8 protein-coding genes are annotated in these 16,885 nt (G+C 32.7%); 7 read left to right on the top strand and 1 reads right to left on the bottom strand.

Annotated features, from left to right (window positions below; translation table 11 throughout):
* Nucleotides 1-17 precede the first annotated feature (17 nt).
* Nucleotides 18-1,433 (top strand): sulfatase, encoded by a 1,416-nt coding sequence (locus EI427_RS21690; protein ID WP_126618957.1) that lies wholly within the window; start codon nt 18-20, stop codon nt 1,431-1,433.
* Between the two features lies 1 nt (nt 1,434).
* Nucleotides 1,435-2,847: a sulfatase gene (locus EI427_RS21685; protein ID WP_126618955.1), complete on the top strand. Its 1,413-nt coding sequence runs from the start codon at nt 1,435-1,437 to the stop codon at nt 2,845-2,847.
* 288 nt (nt 2,848-3,135) lie between these two features.
* On the opposite strand, the gene EI427_RS21680 is transcribed toward EI427_RS21685, so the two are convergent.
* Nucleotides 3,136-3,852 (bottom strand): chalcone isomerase family protein, encoded by a 717-nt coding sequence (locus tag EI427_RS21680; protein ID WP_126618953.1) that lies wholly within the window; start codon nt 3,850-3,852, stop codon nt 3,136-3,138.
* 339 nt (nt 3,853-4,191) lie between these two features.
* On the opposite strand from EI427_RS21680, the gene EI427_RS21675 reads away from it, so the two are divergent.
* The 5 genes from EI427_RS21675 to EI427_RS21655 all read left to right on the top strand — a co-directional run bounded on the left by EI427_RS21675 (nt 4,192) and on the right by EI427_RS21655 (nt 16,571).
* Nucleotides 4,192-4,401, top strand: coding sequence for a hypothetical protein (locus EI427_RS21675; protein WP_126618951.1), 210 nt, complete (start codon nt 4,192-4,194; stop codon nt 4,399-4,401).
* Nucleotides 4,402-4,697: 296 nt separating this feature from the next.
* Nucleotides 4,698-8,705 (top strand): T9SS type A sorting domain-containing protein, encoded by a 4,008-nt coding sequence (locus tag EI427_RS21670; RefSeq protein ID WP_126618949.1) that lies wholly within the window; start codon nt 4,698-4,700, stop codon nt 8,703-8,705.
* Nucleotides 8,706-8,816: 111 nt separating this feature from the next.
* Nucleotides 8,817-12,560: a sulfatase-like hydrolase/transferase gene (locus tag EI427_RS21665; RefSeq protein ID WP_126618947.1), complete on the top strand. Its 3,744-nt coding sequence runs from the start codon at nt 8,817-8,819 to the stop codon at nt 12,558-12,560.
* 110 nt (nt 12,561-12,670) lie between these two features.
* Nucleotides 12,671-13,324: a hypothetical protein gene (locus EI427_RS21660; RefSeq protein WP_126618945.1), complete on the top strand. Its 654-nt coding sequence runs from the start codon at nt 12,671-12,673 to the stop codon at nt 13,322-13,324.
* 400 nt (nt 13,325-13,724) lie between these two features.
* Nucleotides 13,725-16,571 carry a T9SS type A sorting domain-containing protein gene (locus tag EI427_RS21655; RefSeq protein WP_170178570.1) on the top strand — a complete coding sequence of 949 codons (2,847 nt, stop codon included), beginning with the start codon at nt 13,725-13,727 and terminating at the stop codon, nt 16,569-16,571.
* Nucleotides 16,572-16,885: the final 314 nt, after the last annotated feature.

Raw genomic sequence — 16,885 nt, 5'->3', positions numbered from 1 at the left:
TTAATAAATTGAAAAGTATGAAATTTTTAAAATTACTAGTAGCATCTCTTTTATTAATGAGCTGCAGCGTTATTGCACAAAATAAAAAGAACGTTCTCGTTTTTGTAGTAGATGATTTAGGGTACTATGATATCTCTAAACACGATGCAGACTTTTACGAAACGCCTAACATTGATCAGTTAGCAGAAGATGGATTAGATTTTAACAATGCTTATGTGGCTCACCCACGTTGTCTACCTTCTCGCTATGCATTACAAACAGGACGTTATCCAGCAAGAGCAGGTATTCCATCAAGAAATGAGAACACAATTAAAGACAAGAAATTTTACGATAATGAAGTAACAATTGGGCAGGCATTTAAAAACAATGGCTACCATACTTTTTTTGCAGGTAAATGGCATTTAGGACATACTGAAGACGAATGGCCTCAGAATAAAGGGTACGATATTAATATTGCAGGTTGTGCAGCTGGTGCTCCTAATTCTTATTTCTTCCCTTACAATGTTCCAAAAAATCCGAAGAAGTCTAAAAAGAAAGGACATGGTAAAATTGTAGGTTTAGATAATGGTGTTGAAGGTGAATACCTTACTGATCGTTTAACAGACGAGACGATTAACTTTATCAATGAAGACCATAAAGATCCGTTCTTTATTATGCTTTGCCATTATGGTGTGCATACGCCTTTCCAAGCAAAAAAAGAGCACATCAAAAAATATAAAACAAAAATAGAAGGGGTTACTTTTGAAGGACCAGAATACACGCTTCAAGATGGATATACTAAAATGCACCAAAACAATGTTGTATATGGTGCAATGGTAGAATCTGTAGACGAAAGTTTAGGACGTGTTGTAAAAGCATTAAAAGACAAAGGACTTTATGATAATACGATTATTGTCTTTACTTCAGATCATGGTGGATTATCTAATAGAGGAGTAAATAATAAGAGAGAACTGGCGACTTCTAACTTGCCTTTAAGAGCTGGTAAAGGACATACTTACGAAGGTGGAACAAAAGTACCTTTGATATTTGCAGGTGCGAAAATTACGAAGAAACACACTTCAGATCAGGTAACAACAAATACAGATTTGTACCCTACGTTATTAGATTTATGTGGTTTAGACTTAATTCCATCAGAACACAAAGATGGTGTTAGTATTAAAACGGAAATCCAAAAAGGGAAAACAACAGACCGTACATTGTTCTGGCATTCTTCTAGAGCAAGACCAAAATCTACAGGCGATACCAATTGCACAGTGGTGAGAGATGGAGATTTAAAAATGTCTTATTTCTATGATGATGACCACTATGAATTGTATGATTTATCAAAAGATCCGTTCGAAGCAACAAACCTTATTGATGTTAATAAGAAAGATGCTGCTCGTTTAAAGCAATTGATTACTACTTGGAAAGAAGAAGTTAAAGCGACGATCTAATATGAAGAATTTAGTAAAAATAGCAATGATGTTGATGGTTTGTTTACCATCCCTCCTTGCTGCTCAAGATAAGCCAAACATCATCTTAATTACAATAGATGATTTAAGACCAGAGTTAGGCATTTATGGAAATAAATTGATTCAAACTCCTCAGATTGATGCATTAAGCGAACATGCAACTACATTTAATAATGCTTTTTGCCAAGTGCCTGTTTGTGGGGCATCAAGAGCATCTATGCATACTGGCGTTCGTCCAACACCTAAAAGATTTACTTCTGCAGGAACAGAGATTGATCATGATCTGCCAAATGCTGTAACAATTGGTCAGCATTTTAAAGAGAACGGATACTATACTTTTTCAATTGGTAAAGTAATTCATGGTAAAAAAGATGCTGTAGAACGTACTTGGACAGAATATCATCCTGCAGAAAGTATGTTCGAATACCACAATAAAGCATTAGTAGAAGAAGCTAAAAACCCTGTAGCTCCTTATAAAAGGCCACAACCTTATGAGGTAGTAATGGATAGTAAAGACACAGATTTCTTAGACGGTAGATCGGTTAAAATTGCCAAAGAAAGATTGGCAGAATTGAAAAAGAAGGACCAACCGTTTTTTATGGCAGTAGGTATTGCCCGTCCTCACCTTCCATTTGTAGCACCAAAACGTTTTTGGGATTTATACAATGAAGATGATATTCCAATGGCGGACAATCCATACAAGCCTGAGAATATGCCAGAAGTTGCAAAAACAACGTACGGAGAATTGAGAGCCTATAATTCTGTTCCTAAAAAAGGAGATGTACCAAGTGATTTAGCTAAGAAATTAAAGCATGGGTATTATGCATCAGTAAGTTTTTCAGATTATTTAGTAGGTGATTTAATTGCTGAATTAAAAAAACAAGGCTTGTACGAGAATTCTATTATTGTACTTTGGGGAGACCATGGTTGGCAATTAGGAGAGCATTCTTTTTGGGCAAAACACACAAACTTTGATATTGCTTTAAGAGTCCCGTTAATAATTAAACCTCAAGAAGGGAAAAATATGACGGCTGCAAAGGCAGATGGTTTTGCAGAAATTGTTGATATATTTCCAACTTTATGTGACTTGGCAGGGTTAGAGGGGCCTTCGCAATTACAAGGTCAGAGCTTAGTACCCGTTTTAAAAGATCATAATTTCTCTACAAAAGAGTATGCTTTAAGTAGATGGAAACAAGGAGATTCTATCAGAACAAAAGGGTATAGATACACTGCTTTTAAAAACAAAAAGGGAGTATTAATTGCAGAAATGATGTACGATCTTTCTAAAGATCCTGAAGAAAATAAAAACATTGTAAAAGATGCCACTTATAAAGTAGAAGTTGAAAAACACAGAAAACTACTGGATAAAGCATTAAAGGAATATAGCTTAATTTAGAAGCGTTTAATAACGCTAAAATTATAAAAAGGTGTGGGTTGTACTCATACCTTTTTTGTGTATTACATTAAATGTCAAAGAATTTGGCGAGTTATTATCAAGGAAGAGCTAAGGCAAAATAAGTACACTTCCTAAGTAAGCTTTAAAATAAATTACGGGAGCTTTATAAATCAGGTCCAATAATCAATTGTTGTTAGAATTCAAGATTTATAATCGTTTTTTAACGCAAAAAGGTCTTTCACATAACAGAATGTGAAAGACCTTTTTGCGTTGTAGAACACTTACTTCCTATAATGAAAGAAGGTCATCTCTTAAAGAAGTATCAATAGGTGTATTTCCTAAATAGATATTCATTAAAGCTTTTTTGAAAGCTTTATTATTTGTCTGAAATAACTCATTACCATTTTTGTAAAGTGTAACAAGGTTGTTCTGACTAATAATTCTGAAATGATCGCCTTTAACGATTAACTCGCTAAAAGAAGCAATATATTCAACAATCTCACTATTGATTGTTTCTGTATTACCAGCGGTAGAATTTTTGAATGCCTCTCCAAATAATTTCTCAACAGTAATTACTTGAGAAGGATTAATTTGCTCTTGTTTTCTTAAATCAGCAACAAATTTCTTGTCACTTTCAGATGCATCAGCACCAATTTTAAGATCTACAGCGTAAGCTTTTCTCATTCTTTTAATTGTTGCTTCAGACTGTAAATTATTAGAAGTCATTACAAGCTCAATTACTTTAAGATCGTCGCTATAAATTAAATTAATAGCATCGTCTGAAGGGTGTGCAACATAAAGTGCACAAGAAAAGATTTTTGATAAATTTTGCGATAATGCTCCGTAGCCATTGCACTGTAAAGCCTGTTCTGTTACAGTTACATTTTTAGGGAACTCTACTTCGTTAAAGAAGTTTGTTTTGAAAGTTGAATGTTCTTGTGCTGTACCGACTACAGACAATAACAATAACACGGATAGAAGCTTTAATTTTAAAAAATTTCTCATAAAAGTAGTTTAATTGTCTAGTTATTGAAACACATGGAAGTTAATTAATATTTTAAAAGTAGTATTTAAATGTAATGATTCAAAGAAAAAGTTTGACAATGAAGGTAATAAGGGTGATTTTGTTGAAATAGTTATATTTAAAAAGAATAAAAAATTGGTATAGTGAAATAAAGTTGAAATATAAACGTATTTAAATATTTGGGTTATTAGATTTGAGATGTTATCAGTATATAAAATAACAAGGTGATTTAGATTAAAAGTTATAGTAATGAGTGTTAATATGACTGACTATCATGGCTGTTCATTTTTCTTAAATATGAACCTAAAAAAATAACACTCATGAAAAAGATACTACTAATTTCTATACTTGCCATTTCACTGGTTTCTTGTAATGATGGAAGAGAAGAACCTCAACCTTTACAGAAAGAATTAAAAGAGTATTTATTGGAGGGAGTGAAAGAACTTAATAAGGAAAAGAATACAACAGAAAAGGAAGAAGATAAAACGAAAGATGAGCAACCTGATAAGCAGGATGATACTAAAAAATAATAAAGTACATATAAAGATAAATTTGACTATTCAGTATACTTATTTGTAAATAATATACTGAGCATATTAAGCTAATAGAAGAGTAATCTTTTATTAGCTTTTTTCATATAGTTTATATAAAAACGCTCTTTTTGGTACTCAAACCAACTTTTTGAACTCTTTTTAATAGGTATCGAACGATAAATACACCTGTATTTTTTACAATTAAAAGACATTTACAAATAGAAATTTAAAGCTATCTATTCATTTACCGGAATAGGTTTTCTCAACTATTTAGAAATGAAATTTTAATTATTATGAAATTAATTACTACTACTTTAATTGTTTTTTTTTCGCTACTACAACTTTACGCAACAGCTCAAGTTAATCTAATCACAAATCCTGGTTTTGAAACTGATTATACTGCGAACTGGGAAGTAACGTCAAAGAATACAGGGTTTATACCTTCTTCTATTGCACATATATCTAACGGAACAAATGCTTTGCAAATGGTATTGCCAGATGATAATCCATCTTTACCGAATGCTCAATTAAGATCAATTGGATATGCACCTTTTGCAACACCATTAACTAAAGCAACCACATTCACTATTAGCATTGATGCTTATGCAGATACAGAGATGGCTGTGAGATTTATGCTGCAATCTGAGAAAGCAGGAATAAAAGAACTAAGTTCTAATTTATCAGTAACTACAGATAATCAGACATTAACTACTACAATTACACTTACTCCAACAGAAGCTTTACCTTCTTTATCAGATTGGCAAATTTTATTACAAATGGGAGGAAATACGGGTACTCTAGTAGTAGACAACATTTCTTTAGTTCAACAGGCAGAAAAAACGGATGAAGAATTAGCTCAAGAAGCACTAGATGCTATTGCAATTAATTTTAATAGTATCGATCCTCAAGATGGAAATGGTATTCTGTATTCAATCACTTTACCAACTGATGGAGAAAATGCGTCTACAATTAATTGGGCATCTTCTAACGAAAATAGTATCGCAACAGATGGTACAGTAATAAGAGGAGCTGCCGCAGAAGAGGTAACGATGACGGCATCTGTAACAATAGGAGGTGCCACTTTAACAAAAGACTTTGTAGTTAACGTATTGCCATTTACAGTAGAGGATGGAAATATGATTGTATCAAATGCTAATTTTAATGATGGGTTAACAGCTTGGAGCTCTGCTTTTAATACTTCTCAAGTAAATGAAGGAGATTTTACTTTTACAAGTATCACGCATAAAGAAAATGGCTCTTTGGCAGCTCAATTTGATATTACAAATGGAGGGACAACTTTTGCAAACCTTGTGACAAGAACAGTTTATTACCCTTTTAACGAAACAACTTCAACACCTTTATACTTTGAAATTACTTCAGATATTTATGCCTCTGAAGAAACAAAACTTCGTTATCAATTTTCTGGTAAAGATATTGAGAATGGAAATCAAAATATTAATACAGACTTCTTCTTTGCAGGAGAAGATGTGGTGACAGTAAGCAAAATTATAGAAGCACCAACAAATTTAGTTTCATGGAGGTTATTATTACAAGTAGGAGGTAATACAGGTCAGATTGTTTATGATAATGTGATTGTCAAAGAAATAGCGACAAATGTAGGGCAAGTGACACTTACAAAAGAGGCATTGAAATTAGTTTTAGCTGAGGGTGATGAAACAGATAATGTAACACAAAACTTTACTGTAGATATTACAGACGCTAACAATTATGGAACTACTATTACTTGGGAAACAGATAATGCTGTTATTTCTTTTGATGGTGCAAACGCAACTGTGTCACCAAGTTCTACAGATCAAATAGCAAAACTAAAAGCTACCATAGAAAAAGAAGGCTTTACTGAAGTAAGAAACTTTACAGTTACAGTTTTAGCTACAGATGAACAGAAATTAATTGATGCTACAGCGGCCGTAGAAATTGAATTTGCAGAAGGTGATACCGAAGCAATGGTCACTACAAATGTAACATTACCTTTAGAAAGCTTATTTGAGACTACAGTAACTTGGCAAAGCGAAAATGCAAATATTTCTACAGAAGGTGTGGTCACTTTAATTTCAGAAGAAGTATCAGGAAAATTAACGGCAACAGTTACTTTAGGTGATTTAAGTGAAACAAAAGAATTTACATTAACGACAGATAGAAATGCGACTGCAAAAGTAGAAGAAGCTAAAGTAGCTGTTGCAATTATTTTTACAGAAAATGATGATAGTGATAATGTTACTCAAAACCTTGAATTACCAACAACAGGATTAAATAATACAACAATTACTTGGGAAGCGAATAACGTTGCAATTTCTTCGGACGGAACGGTAACAAGAACAAGTTCAGACCAAGAAGTTGAGCTAATTGCAACAATATCTTTAGAAGAGGTTTCTACCACATCAACTTTTACAGTAACTGTTTTAGGAGACGATGCAATTGCTTTAACAGAAGCAAAAGATGCTTTAGAAATTATCTATGTAGAAGGTGAATCTGCAAGCAATGTAGTATCAGATGTTACTTTACCAGCAACAGGTTTACATGCAGCAGTTGTTACATGGACAAGTAATAATGAGACAGTGGTTTCTGCAGCAGGTAGTGTTACAAGACAACAATCATCTACTGATGTAGTCGTAGAAGCAACTCTAGTTATTGGAGATTTATCAGTAACAAAATCATTTACATTAACGGTAGTTTCTAATGAGCAAGAGTTAGTAAACGAAGCAAAAGATGCTTTAGAGATTACTTATGCAGAAGGAGATAATGCTAGTTTTGTAACTCAGAATATTACGTTAGTAACTACAGCAGATAATAATACAACAGTAACATGGTCTTCGGATAATGAAACTATTATTACGAATGTTGGTGAGGTTACAATACCATTATCAGATACAGAAGTAGTTTTAACAGCAACACTTATTTTAGGAGAATCTACTGGAACTAAAGAGTTTACAGTTGTAGTTAGTGGTAATTCTTCAATTTTATTAGAAGAGGCAAAAAGTGCTTTAGAGATTGCTTATGCAGATGGGGAAGATGCTACTACAGTCACTCAAAATATTACTTTGGTTGCTGAAGGGGAAAATGATGCAGTAGTTACTTGGTCTTCATCAATTGAGGATGTAATTACAACATCTGGAGAAGTTTCAAGGATGTTATCAGATACAGAAGTAGTTTTAACAGCAACACTTACTTTAGGAGAATCTACTACAACTAAAGAATTTACAGTAACTGTTTTAGGAGACGATGCAATTGCTTTAACAGAAGCAAAAGATGCTTTAGAAATTATCTATGTAGAAGGTGAATCTGCAAGCAATGTAGTATCAGATGTTACTTTACCAGCAACGGGTTTACATACAGCAGTTGTTACATGGATAAGTAATAATGAGACAGTGGTTTCTGCAACAGGTAGTGTTACAAGACAACAATCATCTACTGATGTAGTCGTAGAAGCAACTCTAGTTATTGGAGATTTATCAGTAACAAAATCATTTACATTAACGGTAGTTTCTAATGAGCAAGAGTTAGTAAACGAAGCAAAAGATGCTTTAGAGATTACTTATGCAGAAGGAGATAATGCTAGTTCTGTAACTCAGAATATTACGTTAGTAACTACAGCAGATAATAATACAACAGTAACATGGTCTTCGGATAATGAAACTATTATTACAAATTTTGGTGAGGTTACAATACCATTATCAGATACAGAAGTAGTTTTAACAGCAACACTTATTTTAGGAGAATCTACTGGGACTAAAGAGTTTACAGTTGTAGTTAGTGGTAATTCTTCAGTTTTATTAGAAGAGGCAAAAAATGCTTTAGAGATTGCTTATGCAGATGGGGAAGATGCTACTACAGTCACTCAAAATATTACTTTGGTTGCTGAAGGGGAAAATGATGCAGTAGTTACTTGGTCTTCATCAAATGAGGATGTAATTACAACATCTGGAGTAGTAACACAATCTTTTACAGATCAGGTAATTGATTTGACTGCTACACTTCTGCTTGGTGATGAAACTACTACTAAAGTTTTTTCTGTAACAGTAGTGAAAACAGAAGCACCAACAGCGGTAGAAAAGGATAAGGTTACTGTAAAGGTTTGGCCTAACCCATCACAAAATAAAATTAATATCACTTCGGTTACACCAATTAAAACGTTGCAAATTTATAATCTAACAGGACAGTTAGTATATGAACTTCCAACACCTGCAATTGGCAACACTACACAAGTTGATATTTCTGGCTTGACGAATGGTAATTATATTCTTCGTGTAAACGGCGGACATAAAACTTTTATCAAGCAATAAGGGAAATTGTCGGTAGACAATAGGCCGGACTTTTGAATTAAGGATGACAGACAATGTAGGCTGTTTCAAACTTTTGAGACAGCCTATTTTTTTACTTATAAAAACTACGAAATGAGAAAATTACTACTAACGATATTTTTACACTTACTCTTTTTTAGCCTTGTTAAAGGGCAATCCCCAGCTCACGAAATGGCCAACCGTTTAGGAACGGGGTATAACTTTGGTAATGTGATGTCTGCAAATAATGAAGGAGATTGGGCAGCTCCTATAGAAGAATATATGATGGAAGATGTGGCCAATGCAGGCTTCGATCATATCCGTTTACCTGTACGTTGGGGCAGTCATACCAACGAAAATGCCCCATATACAATAGATCCGGCTTGGCTTACAAGAGTAGAACAAGTGGTAGATTGGGCATTAGAACGCAATTTAATTGTAGTGTTAAATGCACATGGAGAGCATTGGTTTATAGAAGAAGTACATAAAGAAGATAACGAATACCCCGACCCTGATAAATGGGAGAGAATGGTGAAAATTTGGGAGCAAATTGGTACCCATTTTAAAGGCAAATCTCATGATGTGGTTTTTGAACTTCTAAATGAACCGTACTTTAATATGAATAAAAAGTTAGTAGATGAAATTAATATTGATTTACTCGCTGCGGTTAGAAAAGAACATCCAGATAGAATTGTAATGCTTACAGGTGGTGGTGATAATGCTATTTATGCACCTCAGCAAATGGATCTTTCTATTTTTGAAAATGACGATAAGATCATTCCTTGGTTTCATTATTATTGGCCAAACACTTTTTCTAAGTACCCAGAAATAGCAGGAAGTTCTCCTATTTGGGGAACAAAAGAAGAATACGCGTCTTTATATGCTGATTTTAAAAATGTGAAGGATTGGGCAGATGCTAACAATTTACCTTTGTATTTAGGAGAGTTTGGGTCGAATTCTGTTTGCGATGCAAAAAGCAGAGAGCGTTATCATAAAGCAATAATTGAGACATCCGAAGAACTAGGTTTTCCAAGAGCAATATGGTGTGCTGGTCCTAAATCAAATAAAATGATTTATACACGTAACCAAGGGGAATGGGTAGAAGGACAACTTGAAGCTCTATTTCCATCAACAAAAAGAAAAAATATACTCTTTTTAGTAGTAGATGATCTAAATACAGATTTGGTAGCATTCAATAATCCAGAAGTAATAACACCAACAATAGACAAGTTAGCAGAGGAAGGAGTGAAGTACCTAAATGCACAATGTTCTTATCCTGTATGTGGCCCATCTAGAGCAAGCTTTTTAACGGGTACTTATCCAGAAAGAAATGGAGTAACCAACCTATCAAATTTACTTCCTGATATTGCTCCAAATTTAACTACACTACCAGAATTATTATCAAAAAATGGCTATAGAACGGCTGCTGTTGGGAAAGTTTTTGATCCGAGAAATGTTGATGATGGACATTATAATGCCGCTTGGACTGAAGATTACACAGCACCATCAAAATATATTTATCCAGAAGAATACGGTGATTTTGTAGGTGGAAATAGTTACAGAGTAACGGATGGAACTTCTTATGAGATCGGCCCGGAAGGAGTAGGAGACGACGGTTACCAAGATGGTCAGTTTTCTGAACATGCAGTGGCTACTTTAGAAGAATTAGGAACATCTAGTCAGCCTTTCTTTTTGGCTGTGGGCTTTAAGAAACCTCACTTACCGTTTGTAGCACCAAAAAAGTATTTTGATTTATATGACAGGAGTTCTTTAACGTTAGCTGATTATCAAACTTTACCAAAAGGAGCACCCTCTTTTATATACAAAGAGCCAACAGAGCTTACAGGTTATAATGATATACCACAAACTTGGGAAGCCATTTATAACGGGCATGAAAACGTACTCGATCTAGAAAAGCAAAGAGAATTATTGCATGCTTATTATGCTTGTGCATCGTATATCGATGCTCAGATTGGAAAAGTAATTACTAAATTAGAAGAGATTGGAGAAAAAGAAAACACACTTATAATTCTAATTTCTGACCATGGATTTAATTTGGGAGATCATAATATGTGGGGTAAGCATAACTTATTACAGAACGCCACACAAGTACCAATGCTTATTATAGACCCATCTAAAGCCTTAAAAAATGAAAAGGACAGAGCAGTACAGTTAGTAGACCTCTACCCAACAGTTTGTGATTACACGAGTACGCCAAAGCCGAGTTTTCTACAAGGTAATTCGCTTTATATAGTAGACGATACAGAAACAAATTACCCATTAGATTTAGCCGTTACTTTTTATAAAAAAAATGGAAGCAATGGATATACTTTTAAACAAGGTGCATACCGTTACACCATGTGGACAACAGATAAAACGATGACACCAATGGAACAACCTTTTTCTGTGGTATCTACTATTGAAGAAGAGTTTTATGTGTATCAGAATAACCAGGAAATAGAAACGGAGAACGTAATAAATAAGTCTGTTTATGCAGCAGAAATTAAGGTTTTAAAAGAAGCAGCCGAACAATGGTGGACCGCCTATTACGGTCAGGTGCATAATTTAGAATCTACCAACTTTATACGTATCAATAGTAATTTTGAAGAAGGAATTTCTACAGGTTGGACTTCAACTTTTAAGAGTGGGAGTACTATTGATTATGATTTTGTAAGTGAGAATCATCCTGTAAATGGTACTAAGGCAGGGGTTTTTCATATTAGAGAAACAGGGACAAATGTGTCTAATATCGGATTACGTTCTAATGAATATGCAATAGGTTATACAACAAATGAAATTGAAGATTTTGAAGTTGCTTTTGATATTTACGCCACAGCGCCAATTACAATGAGGTATCAGTTACAATTTGATGGCAATACAGAAAAAGTGATTAGTGATAATATTGAAGTGGAGGCAGGGAAGAATATTTCGATGAATACAAAGCATGAAGTTCCAGTAGGTGTTTCATCTGTAAGAATATTATTTCAGTTGGGTACAGCAACAGAAACTGTCTATTTTGATAATGTGAGTATAAAAATTGATGGTTTAGAGAGTGATCAAGAACAATTAAAAGAAGCAGTTGATAATCTTGAAATCATTTACCAAGGAGACGACTCAAAAAATGCAGTAAGTAGTAATCTAATTTTACCGTTAGAGAGTTCTAATACGACAACTGTTACATGGGTAAGCGATACCCCAGAAGCTGTGCTTGTACAGAATGATACAGGTTATGTATTCTTAGCTGAAGATACAAAAACGGTAAAATTAACTGCAACAATCACTTTAAAAAACCTTACAGAAATAAAAGAATTTGTAGTGAAACTAAACCCTAATGTATCGTCAGAAATGATTGCCGCATTGGAGAACTTAGAAATTCAATATTCTTATGGAGATAATGCAGAAACTGTTACCAAAGATATTTACGTAAGCGGCACTTCTTTAACGGCTAAAGTGGATTGGGTTTCTAATAATTCTGGTGTAATATTTTCTGAATTTACAGGTATAGTAACGCAAATAAACGCAGCGGTACAAGGTACTATTGAAGCCCACTTAACAATAGGCAATGAAAAAGCAATTAAATTATTTTTATTGAATGTGAGTGCCAAAGAAGAGTTGCCAACAGCTACGTCACCAAGTTTAGGAAACCTAGTTTTGTATCCAAATCCAACTTCATCATTATTGTACATCAAAGGAATAGTTAAAGCAAAAACTGTAATAAATTTATATTCTTTAGAAGGGAAAAGAATAGGCGAATATTCATTACCTATAAATGGAACTACTATTGATTTATCATCAATAAAAAAAGGAATTTATATACTTTCAATTGAAGGTAAATCATATAAAATTATAAGAAAATAAGCGAAGAATAAATTGAATAGTTTTTAAACCCTCGCGAACCATTTTTAAACCTGTTTAAAGGCAAAATGTATGACTTTTGGTTTAAGAACTATTCACATTAATTATACATCATGAAAGCTATAATATCAACAATTACCATTACGTTACTATTACTCGTCAATACAACTTACGCACAGCAGTACCGTACGGTAGAAAAAGAAGTAAAATATTACGTTAAATGGTTTGAGAAAATTATCCCTTTAACACCAACTCAACACGATAGAATGATTGTGGTGAGAACAGAATATGTAAAAGAATTGAGAACATGGAAAGCGAAGAAATATACAGAACACCAAGAGAAACTTACAATTGATAAAAAGTATTGGAAAAAAAGGGACAAAGTATTAAATCCTACACAAGTAACAACACTCTGTACGTATCTAACTACAAAACATGAAGTAGACCAATTGGATGATATTATACATTTTACAGAAGTACAGAAAGAAGAGTTTTTTAGTAAAATTTTGCCAATTAATAGAAACCTAGTAATTGCAAGCTATGAATATGGAATGTACAATGCTGCTTACCTTACAATAGAAGAAGAAAGCATGATACAAAAGGATAAATTAAAAGCTGAAATGTTTACAGCAGAACAACAACACGATTATATTCTCCATAAATCATCTTATGAGAAGAAAGTAAAAGGATTTAAAGATGCTTATTCAAAAAATGAACTTGAAGAAACAGAAACTTATAATCTTCTAGAACCCACAATCAACAGATAGAATTATTAAATGTTGTGTGATTACCCATTATATAGGGAGTATGGCTGTGAACCTACTCCCTTTTTTATATTCACATCTATTATATTTTTATTTAGTTTGAATTGAAACAAAAATTCAATTAAAGCAGTTTATATAATCAGAAGTTAGATGAATGCGCTTAGTAGATAAGTGATAAAAAAATTGAGAGAGTTAAGTTCATGAAAAACCTCGTTGGTATTGCCGACGAGGTTTTTTTGTATAAAAATTCCTGCTTCTTTAATTTATTCTTGTATTTTTAAAAATTGAAGATTATAACAATAGCCAAACTAAAAAATATTTAAACTAAGGGTAGTCTTTCAATATTTTAAACTTTCTTCTTCAACGAACACAACTAAAACAAACTATGTTAAAAATGTCATTCATGACCATTTTATTTTGGTCTTTAACAACTTCAATGTGCTTATCTTTCAATAAGTCTAGCGGAAACAGAATAAACCAACTTAATGAAACATCGATTATTGAAGTCAATGGTTCTTTTGATGAGATTAACGTTAAACAAGGTTTTTTATCAAGATTGGTATCTTTTGATACAATGTTTTCAACCTCCTCTGACGTAGCATTACAGTATGAAGTGTCGTCAAATAATGATTCTATTGTTATTGTCGAATTTACAAATGATGAATTATTCAATATAAATATATTGGAAATTGGCAAAGTAGGAGCAACGAGTATTCTATTGTCTGCAATTATTCCTGATGAAGATACTCTAACTGTTGAGATCCCTGTTATTGTTAGGGAGAGATTAATTTATCAGAAACCTATAAATGGTTTATGGTATTGGAAAGGGTTTGAACAAGCACAAATAGACTTAACTGAATCTTTTATAGGTTCTGATAGTTCAACTATTTTATATGATTTGAATATAGAAAATACTGAAATAATAACTGCAGAACTTTCAGCAGATGGAAATATAATTTTAATGAATGAAGGAAGTACAATTGGAGAAACAACTTTTTCTCTGAATGCATTTATTCCAAATATGGATACTCTTTCTATTGAAATACCAGTTGAAGTTTTAGCAGGAAATAGCCTATTTCAGGTCACAACATTAAATACAGGTGCTAATAACTTAATAAGCTCCAAGATTAATAATTCTAAGCTATTAGATAGCAGTAATTATATTATGGTTGCACATTCAGGTTATTCAATTTTTAATGGAAAAACCTTTGAAAGTTTTAATTTTGACTATCTAACAGATTTTGGGAATAACATCACTGTTTTTGAAGAAGACGAACAACTTATTTTCATTAATTATGGGGGAATCAGATTTGTGAGCGGTGAAGAAGTGACTGTTCTAAACGATATTGTTAATGATAGCCCTTCACGTTTTTATGGTGTTAAAAAACATTCTGAAGAATCTTTCTATTTAGCAGCAAGCGATGGTAATCATACAGAAATAGAGATTTATCAAACAGCTGATTTTAAGGAATTCAATTCACAACTGAGCTACACCTTATCAGAAAATGAAGTTGTAACTGGCTTTGGGATGGTAGATACAGAGGAATTCTTTATTTTTTTAAATACATCTGTAAAGCATTACAAAAATGGCGAATGGTTTACTCTTGGCGAACAAAATTATAGGTATAATAGAATTTCAGAACTATATAAATCTGCTAATGGTAATTATTACCTGAAAGGAGAAAATGCTATTCTTAAATATGATGGATCTGAGATCACAGTTCTATATGATGCTAATATTGCAACCGTTAATATCAATACAGAAAAAGATGAATTAATAGGTTTGACAGATAGGTATAACCTATTCGTTATTGATCTTAATACAGATATAATTCAACAAGTTCATCATAATATTTGGGAGGATATTGAAAAGGTAAAATACCCCTTTGATAATCGAGATTGGATCGACTCTAAACAAGTCTCTTATTTTGGAGAAAATGGTTTCCTTTTAAGTACTAATGACGGACTTTTTGTAGTAGAAAATCGTAATAATTTAAAGGGTACACATTCTATATATACCACCTATGATGGTCTTCCTAATAATGAAATTATAAAAATTTATCAGGGTAAAGAATCTGATATTTGGTATTATACAGGTGGAGGGATTTCAAAACTTTCGAATGACAAATGGAATTTTAAAGGCGAAGATACATTTCTTAAATACGTAGATAGAGAGGGTAATGCTTGGTCTGGTGGAGATAATAGCCTAATTAAAATTACACCAAATGACGAAGTAATTGATTACTCTTTATATCTAAATGGAGGATCAACAGTTGCCGTTACTATTTTAAGTGATGAAAAGATCTATGTATCCACATTGGGAAGTGGTATAGTATTTACTGAAGATGAAATAAATTGGGAGTACATAACAACTGAGAGTGGATTACTTTCTAACAACATAAAAGACGTATTTATTGATTCTAAAGGGCGAACTTGGGTACTATATTTTCCTATTGATGATACCGGGAAATCTGTTACTGTGATTGAAAATGGTAACTATACTCATTTTGATCAGGAAGACTTAACGAACAATTGGGTGAATGATGTTATTGAAGATAATTCAGGAAACATTTGGTTAGCAACTTATAGTGGACTTATTAAATATAACCTTTCTAATGAATGGGAAGAAAAACAAGATGTATTCCCTAATGGGAAGTCTGATGGATTAGAGACATTTAAAAAAGATAATTCAGGAAATATTTGGATGTTATATTCTCGAACAGAAGAATTAGGAGTTAGCGTAATGCAAGATGAAAAAATAACCCACTTGTCAGAAGATGAAGGTTTATTTTCGAATAGTGTTACAGATGTTGTTTTCATAGCTTCAAACTCATCTAATTCTAGAACGAATAGTTCTACCGAACAGGTTATATTAGGTGGAACTAAAGGTATCTCTAGATTGACAATGAATTTTCTAAACTCAGATAGTTCGTCTGATGAAGATAAAGACACGGAAGAAGATGAAGAGCCTATTGACGGAGATGTAACAGATATAAAAGGTATTGAAAGTGAGATAATTAAAATTTATCCAAATCCAGCTTCAGATATTTTAAATATTCAATTTCCATCTGATGCAAAAAATTCACAGTTAACAATCAGAACATATACAGGAACAGTTCTTTTTGATAAACAATTAAATATTTATAACTCCACTTATACAATGGATATCTCTTCTTTTATAAAAGGATTATATCTTATTGAAATAAATACAGGGAAAGTATTTAAGAAGACAAAGTTTTTGAAACAATAAAATTAACTCCATAACCTAATTTTTTAGGTTGTGGAGATTGTTACCTATTATGAACGACTAAGTAGGAAAAGTAATTGATGCTTTAGGTACTCTAATATATCGTACCAGAAAACTCACCCTAGTGATACTCTTGTAATTAAAAAAGACTTCTTGTTGCAATTGAAGAATATGGAAGAATTAATTCTATTTCACCACAAGAAGCGAATAATATTTTAATTCAAACTGTAACTAAGATGAGAAATCAAATTCAAACAAATGTAATAGATGCAGGGGTTGTAGATGATAGATATAGTAATTTAAATGAAGTATATAGA

The organism is Flammeovirga pectinis, from assembly GCF_003970675.1.
Classification (GTDB): Bacteria; Bacteroidota; Bacteroidia; order Cytophagales; family Flammeovirgaceae; genus Flammeovirga; species Flammeovirga pectinis.
This window is presented reverse-complemented; position numbering and strand designations above follow the sequence as displayed.